This is a genomic window from Methylobacterium sp. J-088 (assembly GCF_022829295.1).
GTDB lineage: Bacteria > Pseudomonadota > Alphaproteobacteria > Rhizobiales > Beijerinckiaceae > Methylobacterium.
The window spans coordinates 1-17,052 of record NZ_JAKSYH010000156.1; the positions used below are offsets into that span (position 1 = coordinate 1).

The window sequence follows — 17,052 nt, forward strand, 5'->3', positions numbered from 1 at the left end:
GGCCTTCCAGCCGTCCCCCGCCTCGTCGTGGGCGGGTCCGCAGGTCGCTCAGGGTCGGCCCAGACGCGGGTCGGTGCGGGGGTCATTTCCTCCCCCCGCCGGGCAAACTGCCGCCCGGTCTCACGCCCGCATCCGAGGCACGCCCCGCACCGGTCCGCCGCCCGGGGCGATGGCGGCTGAGAAGCCACCGACGCGGGCGCCGCCCCGTCCACGGACCCGCCCGGTCAGCCACCGGACGGGCCCCGTAAAGGACGCCCCGGGATCGCTCCCGGGCCGCCGTGGACAGGTGGCGGCTAATGAGCACAAAATAGGAACATTGTCAAGGGCGACACACGGTTGGCGGCTGCGCTTCTCCCGACTCCACAGAGGGGGGCTACGATACTCACACATCTCCATTGGGCACTGGGGTCGATGACGGAACGCAACGGACCCCCTTTCCCGAGCGGGAGAGGGTTGGGGTGAAGGACGAGAACTTTCGGGATCGAGTACACCCTAAGCAGGTTTCGCAAAAGTGGCCGCCGGTTTTGCGATGAAAACCTGCGCGCGGCCAAGAACCTAAGCGGAGGATGCGTTGGCTTGCCAACGCAACTTTGCTTAGAAGCGCAGTCAGGTCGCGCCTCTTGCGGAGAGTTCTCAGCCCTCACCCTGTCCCTCTCCCGCACGGGAGAGGGGACCCGCGCTCGAGCCTGAGCCTGCGTTGCCAGACCGGATGTGTAGAATCCGCAAGTAGAGGAGGGAGCACGCCTGTCACAGCCGAACTGCGATCTGTGAATATCGCAGCCCGCCCGTGGGGAGCGTCGCGCCCTGCAACGGCCGTCAGTGTCCGAGCGGAACAGGCGCATCGTCGCCCGCAGAGGATGGAGAGGCCCCGATTTCGCTGCCGAACCGCGGGACACCTCGACGCAATCGATGGTCACGCCGAGCCGCCCGCATCACCCCGCGCGCTGCAACCGGCTTGCGAAGAACCCGTCCAACCCGCCGCGGGCCCCCGGCACCTCGGCGAGATGGCACGGCAGGGTGCGCAGATCACCGTTGGCATCGATCAGCTCGGCCGCCCCGCCGACCTCCTCGGGCCGCACCGCGACACGCGTGAACCGGGGATCGCGCGCCAGGAAGGCCGCGATTTGCGCCTCGCCCTCCTCCGGCTCCAGCGAGCAGGTGCAGTAAACGAGGAGCCCGCCCGGCCGCACCAGCCCGGCCGCGTGGTCCAAAAGCTTCCTCTGAAGCACGGCGAGCCGGGTGATGTCGGCCTCAGACTTGGTCCAGGCGACGTCCGGATGGCGTCGGATCGTGCCGGTGGCCGAGCAGGGCGCGTCGAGCAGCACCGCGTCGTGGTCCTGCCCCTCCAGCGCCAGGGCGTCGGCGACGACGATCTCCACATCGAAGCCCAGCCGGGCGACATTCTCGCGCAGGCGCTCCAGCCGCGGCGCGGACCGGTCGATGGCCGTGACGTGCGCGCCCGTGCCGGCGAGCTGCAGTGTCTTGCCGCCGGGGGCGGCGCAGAGGTCGAGCACGCGGGCGCCGGGCTGCGGCGCGAGCAACCGGGCCGGGATCGCGGCGGCGGCGTCCTGCACCCACCATGCCCCCTCCTGGAAGCCGGGCAGCTCCGGGATTGCCGGCCCGTTCTCCGGCAGGCGCAGGGAGCCGGTGGGAAGCCGCACGGCGCCGAGCCGCTCGGCCCACGCCCCCGGATCCCCCCGAGGTGTCAGGTCGATCGCGGCGCCGGCCAGATGCGCCCGCGCGATCGCGCCCGCGCGCTCCGGCCCGTAGGCGGCGCTCCAGCGGCGGGCGAGCCAGTCCGGCGTGTTGATGGCCAGCGCGTCGGAGCCCTCGGCCAGGATGGTGTCGCGCTCCCGGGCGATCCGGCGCAGCACCGCGTTCACGAGGCCGCCGAGATGGGCCGTCCGGTTGTCCGCCTTGGCGAGCCGCACCGCGAGGTCGACCGCCGCATGATCGGGAACCGCGAGATCGAGGATCTGGGCCGCCGCGGTGGCGAGCAGGGCCGTGAGCTGCGGCTTGGCGTCGGGGAGCCCGCGATCCAGCCGCTGGGCGAGCGCTGCGCGGATCAGGCCGTAATGCCGGAAGGTCGCGACCGCGATGGCGCGCGCCAGGGCGGCGTCCGCCGGTGCCAGCGCCTCGGTGCGGATCGCCAGCGCGAGGGCCTCGTCGAGCGCGGGCGGCCGCTCCTGGCCGATCAGCGCCACGACCGCCTGCTGCGCCGCGCGCCGGGCGCCGAGGCCCGCCGTATCGGAACCCGTGTCTGGCGTTGAAGTCTTTGTCCGCGTGTTGCGGTCGATGTCCCGCGATGCCACTTCTGCTCCAGAGCCGAATTCTCTCGGTCCACGCCCTCACACCCGAGCGAGCGCGATGCAAGACCCGAACTGGCAAGACCCGAACGGACAAGACCCGAACACCACCGAGGCCGCGCCCCGGGCGCTGAGCCCCGCGGCGGAGCGCGCCCTCGCGGAGGCGGCCGAGCGCCGCACAGCGATCGACGCCCGGGCGGCCGAGATCAGCGCCAAGCCCGAGCGGCAGGGCCGGGGCGGCCTTGAGCCGGTGCGCTACGACGATTGGGAGGTGAAGGGCCTCGCGGTCGACTTCTGAGCCCGGAACGCGGCGGCCCGAGGGCCGTTCCCCCTGCCTGATCGACAGGGAGCGAACGCGATGGCGACGAAAGTATCGGCCCGTGGTGCGGCCGAGGGGCCGCACGGCGAGATTACCCTGGCCCGGGGCGAGCGGCTCGGCATGCGGATGTGGCGCGCCGAGGAGCCGAACGCCGACAAGCCGATGACCACCTCCCCTCACGAGACCGTGGGCTACGTGATCAGCGGCAAGGCGGAGCTCGTGGTCGGGGCCGAGACGGTGGCGCTCGCGGCTGGGGATTCCTACTGCGTGCCGGCCGGCGCCGAGCACACCTACCGGATCCTGGAGACCTTCACGGCCGTCGAGGCGACCGCGCCGCCGGCTGGGTAATATCGGGTTCCCAAAGGGCGAGCCCTTTGGCGGGCTCTCAGGGCGGAGCCCTGAGAGCTTGTCCCTGGACGTTCACCAGGGCTCTGCCCTGGACCCGCGAAAGGGCTCGCCCTTTCGAAACCAGGACTTGGTTTCAGTGCGTCATGTAGACCGGCGTGCCGACATCGACCCGGGCGTAGAGATCGACCACATCCTGGTTGTACATCCGGATGCAGCCATAGGACGCGTAGGTGCCGACCGAGCTCGGGCGGTTGGTGCCGTGGATCGCGTACTGGCCGCCCTGCAGGGTCATGGCCGCCGCGCCCATCGGGTTGTGCGGCGAGCCGCCCGCGATCAGGTTCGGCAGGCGCGGGTTGTCGCGCTTGACCTCGGCCGGGGGCGACCAGGCCGGCGCCACGTACTTGCCGTCGATGGCGGCGGTGCCGAACCATTGCTTGCCGGGCTTGCCCACCGCCACCGGATAGCGAAGCGCCGTCCCGTCGCCGTTGACCAAATACAGCTTGCGCTGGGTCACGCTGATCACGATCGAACCCGGCGCGACCCCGTTCTGGAACGGCACGACCTCGCGGGCCTGCGCGCCGCCGCAACATCCGGCCAGCAAGGCGCCGGTCAGACCCAATAAAGCCGCCACTCGACCCGACATAACCCGTTCCTCGATCAGCAAGTGCGTCTGCGGCCGAGTAATCCACGGCCGAGCTTGCCGTTCCAGTGAGAGCTATGGTTGATACGTGGATGGCGCCTAAAACCACTGATTACGGTAAAGCAGCAACGTAAATGTGTCCGCCGAGAACTTCGGCACGACTTTCGATCCAGCTTCGCGACCGCTCAGCGCTCGATGAAGCGGCGGCCGCGCGCATCCTCGGCCTGCCAGCCGTGGCGCTCCAGCTCCGGATCGCAATGCTCCTCCACCGGATGGCCGACGCACAGATAGGCGACGAGCCGCCACGTTTCCGGCACCGACAGGATCGCGGTCACCGCCTCGGGTTCGAGGATCGAGACCCAGCCGACGCCGAGCCCCCGCGCCCGGGCGGCGAGCCAGAAGCACTGGATGGCGCCGACCACCGAATACGCCAGGGTCTCGGGCATGCTGGCCCGGCCGAGCCCGAGGCCGGTCTCGGTCGCTCCGTCGCAGAAGACCGCGAGATGGATCGGCGCCTCGCGCAAGCCGGCGAGCTTCAGCGCCCGGTAGCGCGCCGCCCGGTCCGCGTCGTAGCGTTCCGCCGCCGCCGCATTGCACCGGCCGAAGCTCGCGATCACGGCGGCGCGCCGGTCGGGATCCGCGACCCGCACGAACCGCCAGGGCCGGCTGTTGCCGACCGAGGGCGCCCGGTGGGCCGCGGCCAGGCACGCGTCGAGTTGGCTCCCGTCGACCGGATCGGTCCGGAACCGGCGCACGTCGCGGCGCCACGCGAACAGCGCGTCGAGATCCTGCAGAAAGGTGTCGTCGAAGGCGGGCGGCCCCATGACGGTGGCATACAGGCATCCCGGCCCGGACCGGAACAGAAAAAAGGCCGCCCGGATGGGGCGGCCTGAAGTCTTGGGTCTCGAAACCTCGGAGTGCCGGGTCCTGGGATCCCGACCGGCGACCGATGGCTGGGGAGCTGGGTCGCGGCGCCGGCCGGTCAGAAACCGGCGAGGTTCACCATCTGTTGTGCCACTGCAACGCGGCTCGCAAAAGGCGCGAATCGGGCGGAACGGTGTTTTTTGTCGCTTGGGTGTGTCGCGTGCGACACGGCCGGGCCCGTTCCCCACCCTTGCGGGCGGCTGCGGCGGAGGCCATCATCCGGCAAAGGAACGGCGTGCGGGAGTTAGGATGACCGAGAGGATGGGCCCCGGGCCGGGGGCCGACGAGGCGGCGGGGCATGTGATTCCCTTTCCCGCCCGCGCGGCGCCGCCCCAGGTGGCCTTCAACCGGGACGAATTGCGCGTGCTCTTCAACCTCTATGGACGGCAGGTCGCCGCGGGCGAGTGGCGCGACTACGCCCTCGACTTCCGCCGCGACAAGGCGGTGTTCTCGATCTATCGCCGCGCCTCCGAGATGCCGCTCTACCGGATCGAGAAGGATCCGAAGCTCGCCCGCCGCCAGGGCGCCTACGCGGTGATCGCCGCCAGCGGCCAGATCCTGAAGCGCGGTACCGACCTCGCCCGGGTCATCGCCGTGCTGGAGCCGGCGCCGAAGGCGGTCTGACCGGGCGATCTCATGAGAGGGACAATCCGCGCACGGTCCCGGCGATCTCGGCCCGGACCTCCGGCGGCAGCGGCCGGATCGGACGCGGCGGCTCGGCCCGGCAGAGGCCCAGGATGTCGGCCAGCGCGTAGACGACCCGCAGGCTCGAATAGGCCTTGAACAGCGCCCAGAGCGGTTCGAGTGCCGCATTCAGGGTCCGCGCGCGGTCCGCGTCGCCCGCCTCCACCGCCCGGACGATGGCGCGGCACGGTTGCGGGAACAGGCCCGCGGCGACGCTGAACCACGCGGCGCCGCCGGCGATCAGGGCCTCCGTGGCGTTCCAGTCGCCGCTGAAGCCGACGGGAAAACCGGCCGGCACTGCCGCGCGCAGGGCGGAGACCCCGGCACCGACGGCGGCCGGCTCCGGCGCCGGGCACTTGGCGGCCACCACGCCGGGCAGGCGCGCGATCCGGCCGATCAGCTCCGGCGAGAACCGCACATGCGTGGTGGTGGGATTGTCGTAGATCACGAGCGGCAGGTCGCCCTCCCCCGCCACCGCCTCGAAATGCGCGACCAGCTCGGCTTCCGTGAGCGGCGTGTAGGAGACGGGGGCGAGGAGCCCCGCGGCCGCTCCCGCCGCCTGCGCATCCCGGGCCAGACGGATCGCCTCGTCGGTGCGCAGCGCGCCGATGCCGACCAGGAGGGGTGCCCGTCCGGAGACCGTCTCGGCGGCGATTTCGACCGCCCGCCGCCGTTCGTCCCGGGACAGGTAGGCGTAGGTGCCGGTGCTGCCGAGCAGGCCGATCGAATCGACCCCCGCCGTCGCCAGTGGCTCCAGCAGCCGGCGCAGGGCGGCGGCATCGACGCGGCCGTCGGCGTCGCTCGGCGTGATCGGGAAGGCGGAGAGGCCGGTGATTCTCAGCATGACGGTAGGATAGCGCCCGCGCGCCGGCCGGTCAGGCAAAAAGAAACCCCGGCGGTTGCCCGCCGGGGTCTCCTCGATCCATCAGTCCGTCCCGCCTTAGCGGCGGTCGCCCATCAGGCTGAGCAGGAACTGGAACATGTTGATGAAGTCGAGATAGAGGGTCAGGGCGCCGTTGACCGACATCTTGGCCGCCATCTCACCGTTGAAGCCGCCGTAGAGATACATCTCCTTCAGCTTCTGGGTGTCGTAGGCGGTCAGCCCCGCGAAGATCAGCACGCCCAGCACCGAGATGGCGAACTGGAGGGCCGACGAAGCGAAGAAGATGTTCACGAGCGACGCGAGGATGATGCCGATCAGGCCCATCATCAGGAACGAGCCCATGCCCGACAGGCTGCGCTTCGTGGTGTAGCCCCACAGGCTCAGCGAGCCGAAGGCCGCCGCCGTGATGAAGAACACCTGGACCACGCTACCCCCGGTGAACACGAGGAGGAGCGAGGACATCGAGGCGCCCATCACCGCCGCGAAGGCGAAGAACATCGTCCGCGCCGACGAGGCCGACATGCGGTCCATCCGCATCGAGAAGATGAAGATGAACGCCAGCGGGGCGAGCATCAGCACCCACTTGAGCGGGCTGAGATAGAGGGTCTGACCGAACGGGGTCAGAATCGGGCGCGTACCCTGATAGGCCGCGACCGAGGCCATGTTCAGGCCGAGGGCGACGAGACCGGAGATCCCGAGGCCGACGACCATGTTGTTGTAGACGCCGAGCATGAAGGCACGCAGGCCCTGGTCGACCTCGACCTGGGTGCCGGCGTAGCCCGACGGCTGCTGGGCGCCGTACCGGAAGGGGCTGTTCTCGAATGCCATGGGAGTTTCCTTGCGGAGGCTCTCTCAGCGTGGTGTTTCGGGCGAGGCCCACGCAGGACCTCTGGCGCCAGGCTGGCACCTCGAACCGGAATATGTTGCGCGCACGCCTCCGACACAAGTGCCCGGCCACGGTTGCAGGGCCGGTTTTCGATGTCCGGAGGATGTATTTTTCTCCATCGGATCAGGGATTAAAATGCATTCTCCGCGGAGCGGCCGGAGTTCGACTGACGGTTGCCGCCGCTCCCGGTCGAGAACCCGGAGCAAGTCTTGGAGCGTGTGCTCCTCCCAGCGCCGGGCGCAGCGGAGCCGGCCCCCGCGCGGGAGCGGCTCCGGGCCGGCTTACCAGGGCAGCGGGCCCTGCTCGTTCGCGAAGGTCCCGGTCGGACCGTCCGCGCCGAGGAGCGCGTAGGCGATCGCGACGGTCGCGGCCTGCTCGGGCGTCCGGGTACCGGCGTAGTTGGTGGCCTCCGTGGCCGTGTAGCCGGGGCAGATCGCGTTGACCTTGATCCCCTTGTCCCGGAGCTGGGCCGCGTAGCTGAGCGTCAGCGCGTTCAGCGCCGCCTTGGAGGCTTGGTAGATCGGCATGCTGAATCCGGCGAAGGCCCAGTCCGGGTTGGCGCGCAGGCCGAACGAGGCCAGCTCGGACGAGACGTTGACGATGCGGGGGTGGTCCGACGCCTCCAACAACGGCACCATCGCGTCGGTCAGGAGGATCGGGCCGAGGACATTGACCGCCATGGTCCGCCTCAGACGGTCGGAGGCCGTGAGCGTCGGGTCGTGATCCACGCCGATGCCGGCATTGTTGATCAGGATGTCGAGGTATCCGTAGCCCTGCTTGATCAGCGTGGCCAGGTTCGAGGCGCTCGATGCCGCCGTGGTGTCCAGCTCGACGGGGCGGACTTGCAGCCCCTCGGCGCGCAGGGCGTTGCAGGCCGCCTCGCCCCTGCCGAGGTCCCGGCATCCGAGCAGCACCTGGGCGCCCTTCCGGGCGAGGCCGGTGGCGATCGCGAGGCCAATGCCGCGGTTGGCGCCGCTGACCAGGGCGAGGGTGGGTTTCGCGTTCATGTCGTCGTGTCCGCTCTGTTGGAGCCGGACCCTGCCCACGCGGCGCGCAGGAGCGTCGGCCCGGACGTGCCCCCGGCCCGCGGCCGAGGTGCTTGCACCGGCTAGCCGACTCGCTTATCGAACCTCAACCTTAGTTGAGGTCAAGAGGGTGTCGGGCAGGTTGGAGTCGAGCAAGCTGGAATCGAGCATGGGCACGCGGGCGGGACTGTCCCCGTTTCTGACGGTCGGCGAGGTCGCGCGCCGCAGCGGCATCGCGGTCTCGGCGCTGCACTTCTACGAGGCGAAGGGCCTGATCGCGTCGACGCGGACCGAGGGCAACCAGAGGCGCTTCTCGCGCGACATCCTGCGGCGCGTCGCGATCATCCGGGTGGCGCAGGGTCTGGGTGTTCCCCTGGCCGAGATCGCCGGGCTGCTGAAGCCGATCCCGATGGGCAAGCAGCCCACGGCGGCCGCGGTGCGGGCGATGGTCGCCGATTGGCGGGCCGCACTCCAGGCGCGCATCGACGGGCTGACCCGGCTGCGGGACCGGCTGGACGGCTGCATCGGCTGCGGCTGCCTGTCCCAGACAGAATGCCCGCTGCGCAACCCGTCCGACCGGCTCGGTCGCGCGGGCCAGGGGCCGGTGCTCCTGCAGCGCCAAGAGGGCTGACGGGGCTGGCGCCGGCGGGGTCGCCTCCATGCGAACGGCACGTTCCGTCACGTGCTCAAGCTCCGACGGCCAACGCGCGCGTTGAGGTCGGCACGCCACGCCGCGCCGATGCTCCGAGCGGATTTGCCGGCGCTGCGACGGTCCGCCCAGCTCTGAGGCGGGCTGATATCGTCCCCGCCGGACGATTCGCAGACTGGAGACGCCGGTGAGCGCGAAACCGGACGATTGGAAGCGGCTTCCCTTTGGGGCGATGTCGCCGATTCCCTATCGGGCTTCCTTCGACCGGGCGCAGTTCGCGAAACTCGCGGAGGGCCTGCTTCCCGGCGATATGGACGACAAATGGTTCATCTATCTCGACGGTCTTGATCTCTGCTTGCACCGGAGCTGGACCGGCTTCGGCGCCTACAAGGTCAGCCTCCGGCGGAAGGGTGAGACCCATCGCGTCGTCTCGGCGCTCTGCGCGAAGCAGATGCTCGAGACCCACGACGAGCCCTATCAGGCCCAGGGCCTCGATTTCCTGATTGCGAACCTCCTGCTCGGCGAGGCGAAGCCGTTTCCGAGGCCCGCGGATGTCCGGGAACCGTCCCCCGGCGTGTTCCAGCACCACATTTCGGGAACCGGCTATCGGGAGACCGTCGTCGGCCGAAAGCCTTGGTGGAGGTTCTGGCGCTGAGGCCGGCCACTCAGGCCGCGATGGCCGAATGCACCGCGGTGGTATCGTCCGGCGCGCCCGACTCGGGCCGGTTTGTGGGCCTTCAGATCTGCCGGAGATACGGCGCCGGCTTCTGCCCCAGGATCCGCCACGTGCCGAGCAGCCCGAGCAGGATCGCCAGGGCCACCGCGGCGAGCGCCGCCACCAGCGCGCCCGACAGATCCAGCCGGAAATCGAGGTGCATCACCTTGGCGACGATCACCCAGCCGGCGAGGCTGCCGGCGGCCAGCCCGAACAGGGCCGTGGCGAGGCCGAGCGCCGCGTACTCGATGGCGTAGGCCGAGAGCAGGCGCGACCGGCTCGCGCCCAGCACCTTGAGCACCACGGCGTCGTAGAGCCGCGCCCGGTGCCCGGCCGCGATGGCGCCGGCCAGCACGAACAGGCTCGCCAGCACCGCCACCGCGCTCGCCCCCCGGATCGCCAGGACCAGCCGGCCGACGAGGTCGCCGATCGCGTCCAGCGCGTCCTTCACCCGCACGGCGCTCACCGACGGGAAGCTCTTCGCGACATCCCGCAGGATGTGGTTCTCGGTGGCCGCATCGGTGCCGCCGGGCAGGGTCAGGGTGGCGAGGTCGGAATGCGGCGCCCCCCGGAAGGTGCCGGGCGAGAACACCATCACGAAGTTGATGCCGAGGTTGCGCCACTCGACCCGGCGCAGGTTGAAGATCGTCGCGGTGAGGTCGCGGCCGAGCACGTTCACCGTCACGGTGTCGCCGAGCTTCAGGCCGAGCTGGCGGGCGAGGTCGGCCTCGAAGGAGACCAGCGGCTTGGCGCCCTGCTCCGGGCTCCACCACGCGCCCTCGGTGAGGTTCGAGCCCTCCGGCACCGTGTCGCCGTAGGTGATGCCGCGGTCGCCGTCGAGCACCCAGGCGGCATCCTCCGGCGCGCGGATCTTGCTCGCCGGCACGCCGTTCAGGGCGACGATCCGGCCGCGCATCATCGGCACGTCCTCGATCTTCCCATTGGGCGCTGCGCGCGCCAAAAACTCCCGGAACGCGCCCGCGTCCCGCGAGGGGATATCCAGGAAGAAGAGGTTCGGTGCCCGGGCCGGCAGGGTCGCGCTGATCGTGCGGCGGACATTGGCGTCGATCAGGCTGAGCGTCACGAGGAGCGTCACGCCGAGACCCAGCGACAGGACGATGGCCGGGGTCAGCGCGCCCGGCCGGTGCAGGTTGGCCAGTGCCATCCGGGGGGCCGGCCAGCGCGGGTGCGGCAGCCGGCGGGCCAGCGCCATCAGGCCGAGCGCCACCACGTGCAGCAGGCCGAACGCGATGGCGGCGGCCGCGATGAAGATCAGCGCCACCCGCCGGTCGAAGGCGGTCGCCACCGACAGGCCGACGAGCGCCGCGAGGCTCAGGCCCAGCAGGACCCGATAGCGCCAGCGCGGGCTGACCCGGGCGGGATCGACCGTGTCGCGAAAGAGGCCGGAGACCGGCACGTCGTGGGCGCGGCCGAGCGGCGTGATCGCGAAGGCGAAGGCGGTGATCAGGCCGTAGGCGGCGGCGAGCGCGAGTTCTCCCGGGGCGAGCGTGGGGTTGAGCGGCAGCGGCAGGTCGGCCGAGAACAGCGCGTCGAGCACGAAGGGCAGGCTCGCGCCGACGACGAGGCCGATGAGGGTGCCGATCCCGGCGATCAGCATCACCTGCGTCAGGTACAGGGCCACCACCTGCGAGCCCGGCGCGCCGACGCTCTTCAGGGTCGCGATCGCGGGCCGCTTGCGCTCCACGAAGGCGTGGACGGCGTTGCCGACGCCGACGCCGCCGACGATCAGCGCGGTCAGCCCCACGAGCGTCAGGAACTGCGTGAAGCGCTCGATGCTCTTGGCGAAGCGCGGATCGGCGTTGCTGCGCGAGCGGATCTCCCAGCCGGCCTCCGGGGTGGCGGCGCGGATCCGGGCCTGCGCGGCGTCGAGGTCGGCATCGGGGGTGCCGGGCGGCAGGATGAGGCGGTAGCTCCAGCGGTTGAGGCTGCCGGGCTGGACGAGACCGGTGGCGCGCAGCGTCGGCTCGGAGATCATCAGCCGCGGCCCGAAGCCGATGCCGCCGGCGATCTTGTCGGGCTCGGATACGAGGGTGCCGCGGATCGCCACCGGATGGCCGGCCAGCGCGATCCGGTCGCCGACCTTGATGTCGAGCCGGGTGAGCAGCGCCGGATCGGCCAGAGCGCCCGGCACCCCGTCGCGCTCGGCCAGGAGGTTGGCGACGGGCGCCTGCGGATCGGTGGCGAGTTCGCCCGCCGCCGGGTAGGTGGCGGGGTCGACGGCCTTCAGCTCGACCAGGGCCGCGTCGCCGCTGTCGGCCACCGCCATAGCCCGCAGGGAGGCGACGGTGTCGAGCTTGCCTTCCCGCGCCAGGGCCTGCTTCTCGGCGTCGGTCGCCTCGCGGTTGATGAGGTTGTAGGCGAGATCGCCCCCGAGGATCCGCCGGCCCTCCCGGCCGAGCCCGTCCGAGAGCGAGCGCGAGATCGACGCCACGCCCGCGATGGCCATGACGCCCAGCGCGATGCAGGCGAGGAACACCGCGAAACCCGAAAGCCCGGCGCGCAATTCGCGCAGGGCCAGACGCAGGGTGAGCGGGATGCGCCGGGGGACGGGATCGGGGTGGGTGATCGTACCGTGCATCAGGCGGCCACCGCCTCCTCGATCTGCCCCGAGCGCAGCCGCACGGTGCGGTCGCACAGGCGGGCGAGGCCGTTGTCGTGGGTGACCAGCACCAGCGTCGCGCCGCGGTCGCGCTTCAGCCGGAACAGCAGGTCGACGATCTGCCGGCCGGTGGCCTCGTCGAGGTTTCCGGTGGGCTCGTCGGCGACCAGGATCGCCGGATCGGGGGCGACCGCCCGGGCGATGGCGACGCGCTGCTGCTCGCCGCCCGAGAGCTGCGCCGGGTAATGGTGCAGCCGGTGGCCGAGGCCGACCGCCTCCAGTTCGGCGCGGGCCCGCTCCAGGGCGCCGGGCCGGTCGGCGAGTTCCAGCGGCAGCGCCACGTTCTCAAGCGCCGTCATGGTCGGCACGAGGTGGAAGGCCTGGAACACGATCCCGATCCGCCGGCCCCGGAACCGGGCGAGCGCATCCTCGTCGAGGCGGACGAGGTCGGTGTCCTCGATCACCACGCCACCGGAATCCGGCCGCTCCAACCCGGCCATGACCATCAGCAGCGTCGACTTGCCCGAGCCGGACGGGCCGACGAGCCCCACCGCCTCGCCGCGGCCGACATGCAGCGAGATCCCCCGCAGGACATGAACCCGGGCGGCGCCGCGGCCGAGGCTGAGATCGATGTCGGACAGCGCGATCGCGGGGGCCTGTCCCATCTTGTCTTGGCTCATCGGGCGGCCGATCTGTGGGCGATGACGAGCATGGCGCGCGAGGTCCTGTCTTGGTTTCGATCTTGGCTGCACGGGCCGTGGTTGCACCGCGATATGGGTCGCACATTGGGGCCACGCCATGATGGCGGCGCTGTGTTCCGGCGCACGGCCCTGTTTGCCGCAGCGCTAACGCTCCTGATGGTCCCTTTCATGACAGCGCTGCAGGCCGCTCCGGGCGGCCCGATCAAGCTCGTTGCGCTGGGCGACAGCCTCACCGCGGGCTACAAGCTCCCGGCCGACGCCGCCTTCCCCACCGTGCTGGAGCGGCTGCTGAAGGCCAGGGGCGTGGACGCGACGGTGGCCAATGCCGGCGTCTCCGGCGACACCGCCACGGGCGGGCTCGACCGGGTCGACTGGTCGGTGCCGGACGGGACCGACGGGGTGATCCTCGAACTCGGCGCCAACGACATGTTGCGCGGCACCGACCCGACGGTGACCGAGGGCGCGCTGTCGGCGATCGTCGCGCGGCTGAAGGCGCGGGGCATCCCGGTCCTGCTCGCCGGCATGCAGGCGGCCCCCAATCTCGGGCCGGACTACAAGGCGCGGTTCGACGCGATCTACCCGACGCTCGCCAAGCGCTACGACCTGATGCTCTATCCGTTCTTCCTCGACGGGATCATCGGCGACCGGGCACAGCACCTCGACGACATGCTGCACCCGAACCGCCAGGGCGTGGAGACCATCGCGTCCCGCATGCTGCCGACGGTCGAGACGTTTCTGGGAGGCCTCCGGCAGGGGGCGTCGCGGTAGTGCCGCGCCTGTTCACCGGGCTGGCCGTGCCGCCGGAGATCGCGGACACGCTGAAGGTGTTTCAAGGCGGATTGTCCGGCGCGCGCTGGATCGAGCCCGGCGACTTCCACGTGACCCTTCGCTTCATCGGCGACGTCGAGGCGCCCGAGGCCGACGAGGTGGTCGAAGCGTTGTCCGAGATGCGGGCGCGCCCCGCCCTGACGGTGACGCTCGATGGTCTCGGGATCTTCGGCGGCGACAAGCCGCGGGCGCTCTACGTCTCGGTGGTGCCGGAGGCGGGTCTGATGGATCTGCAGGCCGAGCAGGAGCGGCTGGTCCGCCGGGCCGGACTCGCGCCGGAGCGGCGGAAATTCACCCCGCACATCACGCTGGCCCGCCTGCGCCGCGACGCCACGCCGGAGGCCGCCGCGATGTACCTGTCGCAAGCGCCGACCTTCGCGCCGCTGACGTTCGATGTCGACCGGGTGACGCTGTTCTCGGCGAAGGCATCGACCGGGGGCGGGCCGTATGTGGCAGAGGCGGCGTTTTCGTTCGTGTAGTTCGCGGTCCGGATCAGCCGCGCGGCTTCCCTCCCCCGCAAAGGGGGGAGAAAGACGCGCGCCTCCAGTGCCTCTACAGCCGCCGCAGCGCCACGCTCTCGATCCGGTGGCTCGCGCCCTTGGTCAGGATCAGGCTCGCCCGCTGGCGCGTCGGCAAAATGTTCTCGCGCAGGTTCGGCAGGTTGATCGTGGTCCAGAGCCGGTCGGCGATGTCGAGCGCCTCGGTCTCGGGGATCCCGGCGTATTTCCGGAAGTAGGAGCGCGGGTCGCGGAACGCGGTCTGCCGCAGCTTCATGAAGCGCGTGACGTACCAGCGATGCAGGTCGTCCTCGTGGCCGTCGAGATAGATCGAGAAGTCGAAGAAATCGGACACGAACGGGATCGCGGTCCCGTCCCGCGGCAGGCGGGCGGGCTGGAGCACGTTCAGGCCCTCGACGATCAGGATGTCGGGGCTCTCCACCACCCGCTCCTCCCCGGGCACCCGGTCGTAGACGAGGTGCGAGTAGAGCGGCGCGGTCACCCGCTTGTGGCCGGCCTTCACGTCGTGGAGGAAGCGCAGCAGCGCGGCGGTGTCGTAGCTCTCAGGGAATCCCTTGCGTTCCATCAGGCCGTTGGCGGCGAGCTCGGCGTTGGGCAGCAGGAACCCGTCGGTGGTGACGAGATCGACCTTCGGGGTGTTGGGCCAGCGCGCCAGCAGGGCGGTCAGGATGCGGGCGGTGGTCGACTTGCCCACCGCCACCGAGCCGGCCAGCCCGATGATGTAGGGCGCCTTGGTCTCGCGCTCGGCCAGCAGGAAGCGCTGGGTCGCCTTGAACAGCCCCTGCGTCGCCGCGACGTAGAGGGCCAGCAGCCGCGACAGCGGCAGGTAGATCGCCACCACCTCCTCGACCGAGATCGGGTCGTTGATCGATTGCAGCCGCTCGATATCCTCCGGCTTGAGGGTGAGCGGCGTGTCGGCGCGCAACTGCGCCCATTCCTCGCGGCTGAAGCGGCGATAGGGCGAGAGCCCGGCCGACGCTTCGAGGATCGCCTCGACCGAGCCCGGCAGCGCGGCCGCGTTCACGTGGGCGGCCTCGCGGCCTTCTCGGCGATGCCGCTCTGGGCGGTGCGGCGTTCCAGTTCCGCCATCACGGCATCGAGTTCGACCTCGCCGGCGCGCAGCAGCACCACGAGGTGGTAGAGCACGTCGGCGGCCTCGTTCCTCAGGCCGGTCTTGTCGCCCTGCACGGCCGCGATCGCCGCCTCCACGGCCTCCTCACCAAGCTTCTTGGCCGCCTTGGCGGGGCCCTCGGACAGGAGCTTGGCCGTGTAGGAGGTGGCCGGATCGGTTCCGGCCCGGCTCGCCACCAGGGCGGCGAGATCGGCGAGCGTGTAGGCGGTCATGAAGCGATCTGCATGTTACGACGGCCCCTTATAGGGAGCAGGACCGGAATTCGGCAGGAAACTGCGTCACGGCCGCCGCGCGGGCAAGCCGCGCGGGTGAAGCTGGGCGGGGATTGTCCGGTGCGCCGCCCTTTCCCCAGGCGCATGCAGCGTGAACGGAATGCGACCCGGGATCCAGCAGAAGACGGCGCGAAGCGTCCAACTGAACCAACCTGTGCCGCTTGCGCGGCGCTCCCTATGCTGGGTCCCGGATCGCCTGCCACTGCGTTCCAGGCGTCCGGGACAGAGCGGCGTCTCATGGGCCCCACCGCGCCGCCTACCCGTTCGGCAGGTGCCGGGCCAACGCCTCCAGCACCGCCATGCGCACGGCGACGCCCATCTCGACCTGCTCGCGGATCAGCGACTGCGCCCCGTCGGCGATCTCCGAAGAAATCTCGACACCCCGGTTCATCGGGCCCGGATGCATCACGAGCGCATCGGGCTTGGCGAGCGCCAGCTTCTCGCCGTCGAGGCCGAAATACCGAAAATACTCCTTCACGGAGGGCACGAACGAGCCGTTCATGCGCTCGCGCTGGAGGCGCAGCATCATCACGATGTCGCAGCCCACGAGGCCCTTGCGCATGTCCGTGAAGGTCTCGACGCCGAAGCGCTCGATTCCCGCGGGCAGCAGCGTCGAGGGCGCGATCAGGCGGACCCGCGCGCCCATCGCCTGCAGCAGGATGATGTTGGAGCGCGCCACCCGCGAGTGCAGGACGTCGCCGCAGATCGCCACCTGCAGGCCCTCGATCCGGCCCTTGTTGCGGCGGATGGTGAGCGCATCGAGCAGCGCCTGGGTCGGGTGCTCGTGGGCGCCGTCGCCGGCATTGACCACCGCGCAATCGACCTTGCGGGCGAGCAGATGCACGGCGCCGGCCGATTCGTGGCGAACCACGATGATGTCGGGCCGCATGGCGTTCAGCGTCGCCGCGGTGTCGATCAGGGTCTCGCCCTTCTTCACCGAGGACGAGGCCACCGACATGTTCATCACGTCGGCGCCGAGCCGCTTGCCGGCGAGCTCGAAGGACGATTGCGTCCGGGTCGAGGGCTCGAAGAACAGGTTGATCTGCGTGCGGCCCCGCAGGGTCGTGCGCTTCTTCTCCACCTGCCGCGAGATCTCGACGGCGGCATCGGCCGCGTCGAGCAGCGCTTCGATGTCGGGCCGGGTCAGCCCCTCGATGCCGAGGAGGTGCCGGTGCGGGAAGGGCGCGAGGCTCGTCATGATGAGGCCCGGGTGTAGGTGCGGCGCGGCCGGTGGGCAAGGCTGCGATGTTCAAACATGTCCGCGCAGGCTGCGACGCGCACGTCTCTTCGCCTTCGCGGCGCGGAGCCTCCCATCTGCATTTACGAAGAAGAGCGGCCCGCTCCGCCTCACCCCCTCCCCCCTCTGGGGGGGGGTGGCCCTTGCGTCAGCGAGGGTCGGGAGAGGGGAGCGACGGTGCAGAACGAGGCGTAGGACTGCATGCAGGCCACGACCGCTTCTGAAGCCGGGTTCCCCCCTCGCGGGACTTCGTCCCGACCCGAACCCCTTTGGGGGCCACCCTCCCCCGCAAAGGGGGGAGGGAGAGGCGCGGAGCCGCCTTCCCCATTCCAAGAGAGACGTGTGGATCCGTTAGCGCAGAGGGG

18 protein-coding genes are annotated in these 17,052 nt (G+C 70.7%); 7 read left to right on the forward strand and 11 right to left on the reverse strand.

Features of this window, described 5'->3' with window-relative positions:
* Window positions 1-932 precede the first annotated feature (932 nt).
* Complete coding sequence (locus tag MKK63_RS17560) at window positions 933-2,312, reverse strand: RsmB/NOP family class I SAM-dependent RNA methyltransferase (protein WP_409564526.1); 1,380 nt, start codon at window positions 2,310-2,312, stop codon at window positions 933-935.
* Between the two features lie 55 nt (window positions 2,313-2,367).
* Here MKK63_RS17560 and MKK63_RS17565 point away from each other — a divergent pair, with 55 nt between their 5' ends.
* Both MKK63_RS17565 and MKK63_RS17570 read left to right on the forward strand, forming a co-directional pair.
* Entirely contained in the window at window positions 2,368-2,604 is a 237-nt protein-coding gene (locus tag MKK63_RS17565; RefSeq protein ID WP_244004009.1) for a DUF1674 domain-containing protein, read from the forward strand.
* A gap of 60 nt (window positions 2,605-2,664) precedes the next feature.
* Entirely contained in the window at window positions 2,665-2,973 is a 309-nt protein-coding gene (locus MKK63_RS17570; protein WP_244004011.1) for a cupin domain-containing protein, read from the forward strand.
* A 133-nt stretch (window positions 2,974-3,106) separates the two neighbouring features.
* Here MKK63_RS17570 and MKK63_RS17575 read toward each other — a convergent pair whose 3' ends face one another.
* Together MKK63_RS17575 and bluB are read right to left on the reverse strand one after the other, a co-directional pair.
* Window positions 3,107-3,616 carry a L,D-transpeptidase gene (locus tag MKK63_RS17575; protein WP_244004013.1) on the reverse strand — a complete coding sequence of 170 codons (510 nt, stop codon included), beginning with the start codon at window positions 3,614-3,616 and terminating at the stop codon, window positions 3,107-3,109.
* Between the two features lie 182 nt (window positions 3,617-3,798).
* Entirely contained in the window at window positions 3,799-4,437 is a 639-nt protein-coding gene (bluB, locus tag MKK63_RS17580; RefSeq protein ID WP_244004015.1) for a 5,6-dimethylbenzimidazole synthase, read from the reverse strand.
* Between the two features lie 349 nt (window positions 4,438-4,786).
* On the opposite strand from bluB, the gene MKK63_RS17585 reads away from it, so the two are divergent.
* Window positions 4,787-5,161, forward strand: a complete 375-nt coding sequence (locus tag MKK63_RS17585; RefSeq protein WP_244004017.1) for a DUF2794 domain-containing protein — start codon at window positions 4,787-4,789, stop codon at window positions 5,159-5,161.
* Window positions 5,162-5,171: 10 nt separating this feature from the next.
* On the opposite strand, the gene MKK63_RS17590 is transcribed toward MKK63_RS17585, so the two are convergent.
* The 3 genes from MKK63_RS17590 to MKK63_RS17600 form a co-directional block, all read right to left on the reverse strand.
* Entirely contained in the window at window positions 5,172-6,065 is an 894-nt protein-coding gene (locus MKK63_RS17590) for a dihydrodipicolinate synthase family protein (protein ID WP_244004019.1), read from the reverse strand.
* Window positions 6,066-6,161: 96 nt separating this feature from the next.
* The gene (locus MKK63_RS17595) at window positions 6,162-6,932 is read right to left on the reverse strand and encodes a Bax inhibitor-1/YccA family protein (protein ID WP_244004021.1); all 771 of its coding nucleotides are present in this window, start codon (window positions 6,930-6,932) and stop codon (window positions 6,162-6,164) included.
* A 339-nt stretch (window positions 6,933-7,271) separates the two neighbouring features.
* On the reverse strand, window positions 7,272-7,997 hold the full coding sequence (locus tag MKK63_RS17600; RefSeq protein WP_244004023.1) for an SDR family oxidoreductase: 726 nt from the start codon (window positions 7,995-7,997) through the stop codon (window positions 7,272-7,274).
* Window positions 7,998-8,184: 187 nt separating this feature from the next.
* On the opposite strand from MKK63_RS17600, the gene soxR reads away from it, so the two are divergent.
* Entirely contained in the window at window positions 8,185-8,646 is a 462-nt protein-coding gene (soxR, locus tag MKK63_RS17605; protein ID WP_244004025.1) for a redox-sensitive transcriptional activator SoxR, read from the forward strand.
* A 205-nt stretch (window positions 8,647-8,851) separates the two neighbouring features.
* Window positions 8,852-9,319, forward strand: coding sequence for a hypothetical protein (locus MKK63_RS17610; protein WP_244004027.1), 468 nt, complete (start codon window positions 8,852-8,854; stop codon window positions 9,317-9,319).
* A gap of 82 nt (window positions 9,320-9,401) precedes the next feature.
* Here MKK63_RS17610 and MKK63_RS17615 read toward each other — a convergent pair whose 3' ends face one another.
* Window positions 9,402-11,978 (reverse strand): ABC transporter permease, encoded by a 2,577-nt coding sequence (locus MKK63_RS17615; RefSeq protein WP_244004029.1) that lies wholly within the window; start codon window positions 11,976-11,978, stop codon window positions 9,402-9,404.
* The gene (locus MKK63_RS17620) at window positions 11,978-12,664 is read right to left on the reverse strand and encodes an ABC transporter ATP-binding protein (protein WP_244004043.1); all 687 of its coding nucleotides are present in this window, start codon (window positions 12,662-12,664) and stop codon (window positions 11,978-11,980) included. Before MKK63_RS17620 ends, MKK63_RS17615 begins: the two co-directional genes overlap by 1 nt.
* Window positions 12,665-12,856: 192 nt before the next feature.
* On the opposite strand from MKK63_RS17620, the gene MKK63_RS17625 reads away from it, so the two are divergent.
* The gene (locus MKK63_RS17625) at window positions 12,857-13,468 is read left to right on the forward strand and encodes an arylesterase (protein ID WP_244004031.1); all 612 of its coding nucleotides are present in this window, start codon (window positions 12,857-12,859) and stop codon (window positions 13,466-13,468) included.
* Window positions 13,468-14,007 carry an RNA 2',3'-cyclic phosphodiesterase gene (gene thpR, locus MKK63_RS17630; protein ID WP_244004033.1) on the forward strand — a complete coding sequence of 180 codons (540 nt, stop codon included), beginning with the start codon at window positions 13,468-13,470 and terminating at the stop codon, window positions 14,005-14,007. Before MKK63_RS17625 ends, thpR begins: the two co-directional genes overlap by 1 nt.
* Before the next feature lie 73 nt (window positions 14,008-14,080).
* Here thpR and coaA read toward each other — a convergent pair whose 3' ends face one another.
* The 3 genes from coaA to MKK63_RS17645 form a co-directional block, all read right to left on the reverse strand.
* The gene (gene coaA / locus MKK63_RS17635) at window positions 14,081-15,070 is read right to left on the reverse strand and encodes a type I pantothenate kinase (protein ID WP_244004035.1); all 990 of its coding nucleotides are present in this window, start codon (window positions 15,068-15,070) and stop codon (window positions 14,081-14,083) included.
* The gene (locus MKK63_RS17640) at window positions 15,067-15,390 is read right to left on the reverse strand and encodes a phosphoribosyl-ATP diphosphatase (RefSeq protein ID WP_244004037.1); all 324 of its coding nucleotides are present in this window, start codon (window positions 15,388-15,390) and stop codon (window positions 15,067-15,069) included. Before MKK63_RS17640 ends, coaA begins: the two co-directional genes overlap by 4 nt.
* 316 nt (window positions 15,391-15,706) lie before the next feature.
* The gene (locus tag MKK63_RS17645) at window positions 15,707-16,648 is read right to left on the reverse strand and encodes an aspartate carbamoyltransferase catalytic subunit (protein WP_244004039.1); all 942 of its coding nucleotides are present in this window, start codon (window positions 16,646-16,648) and stop codon (window positions 15,707-15,709) included.
* Window positions 16,649-17,052: the final 404 nt, after the last annotated feature.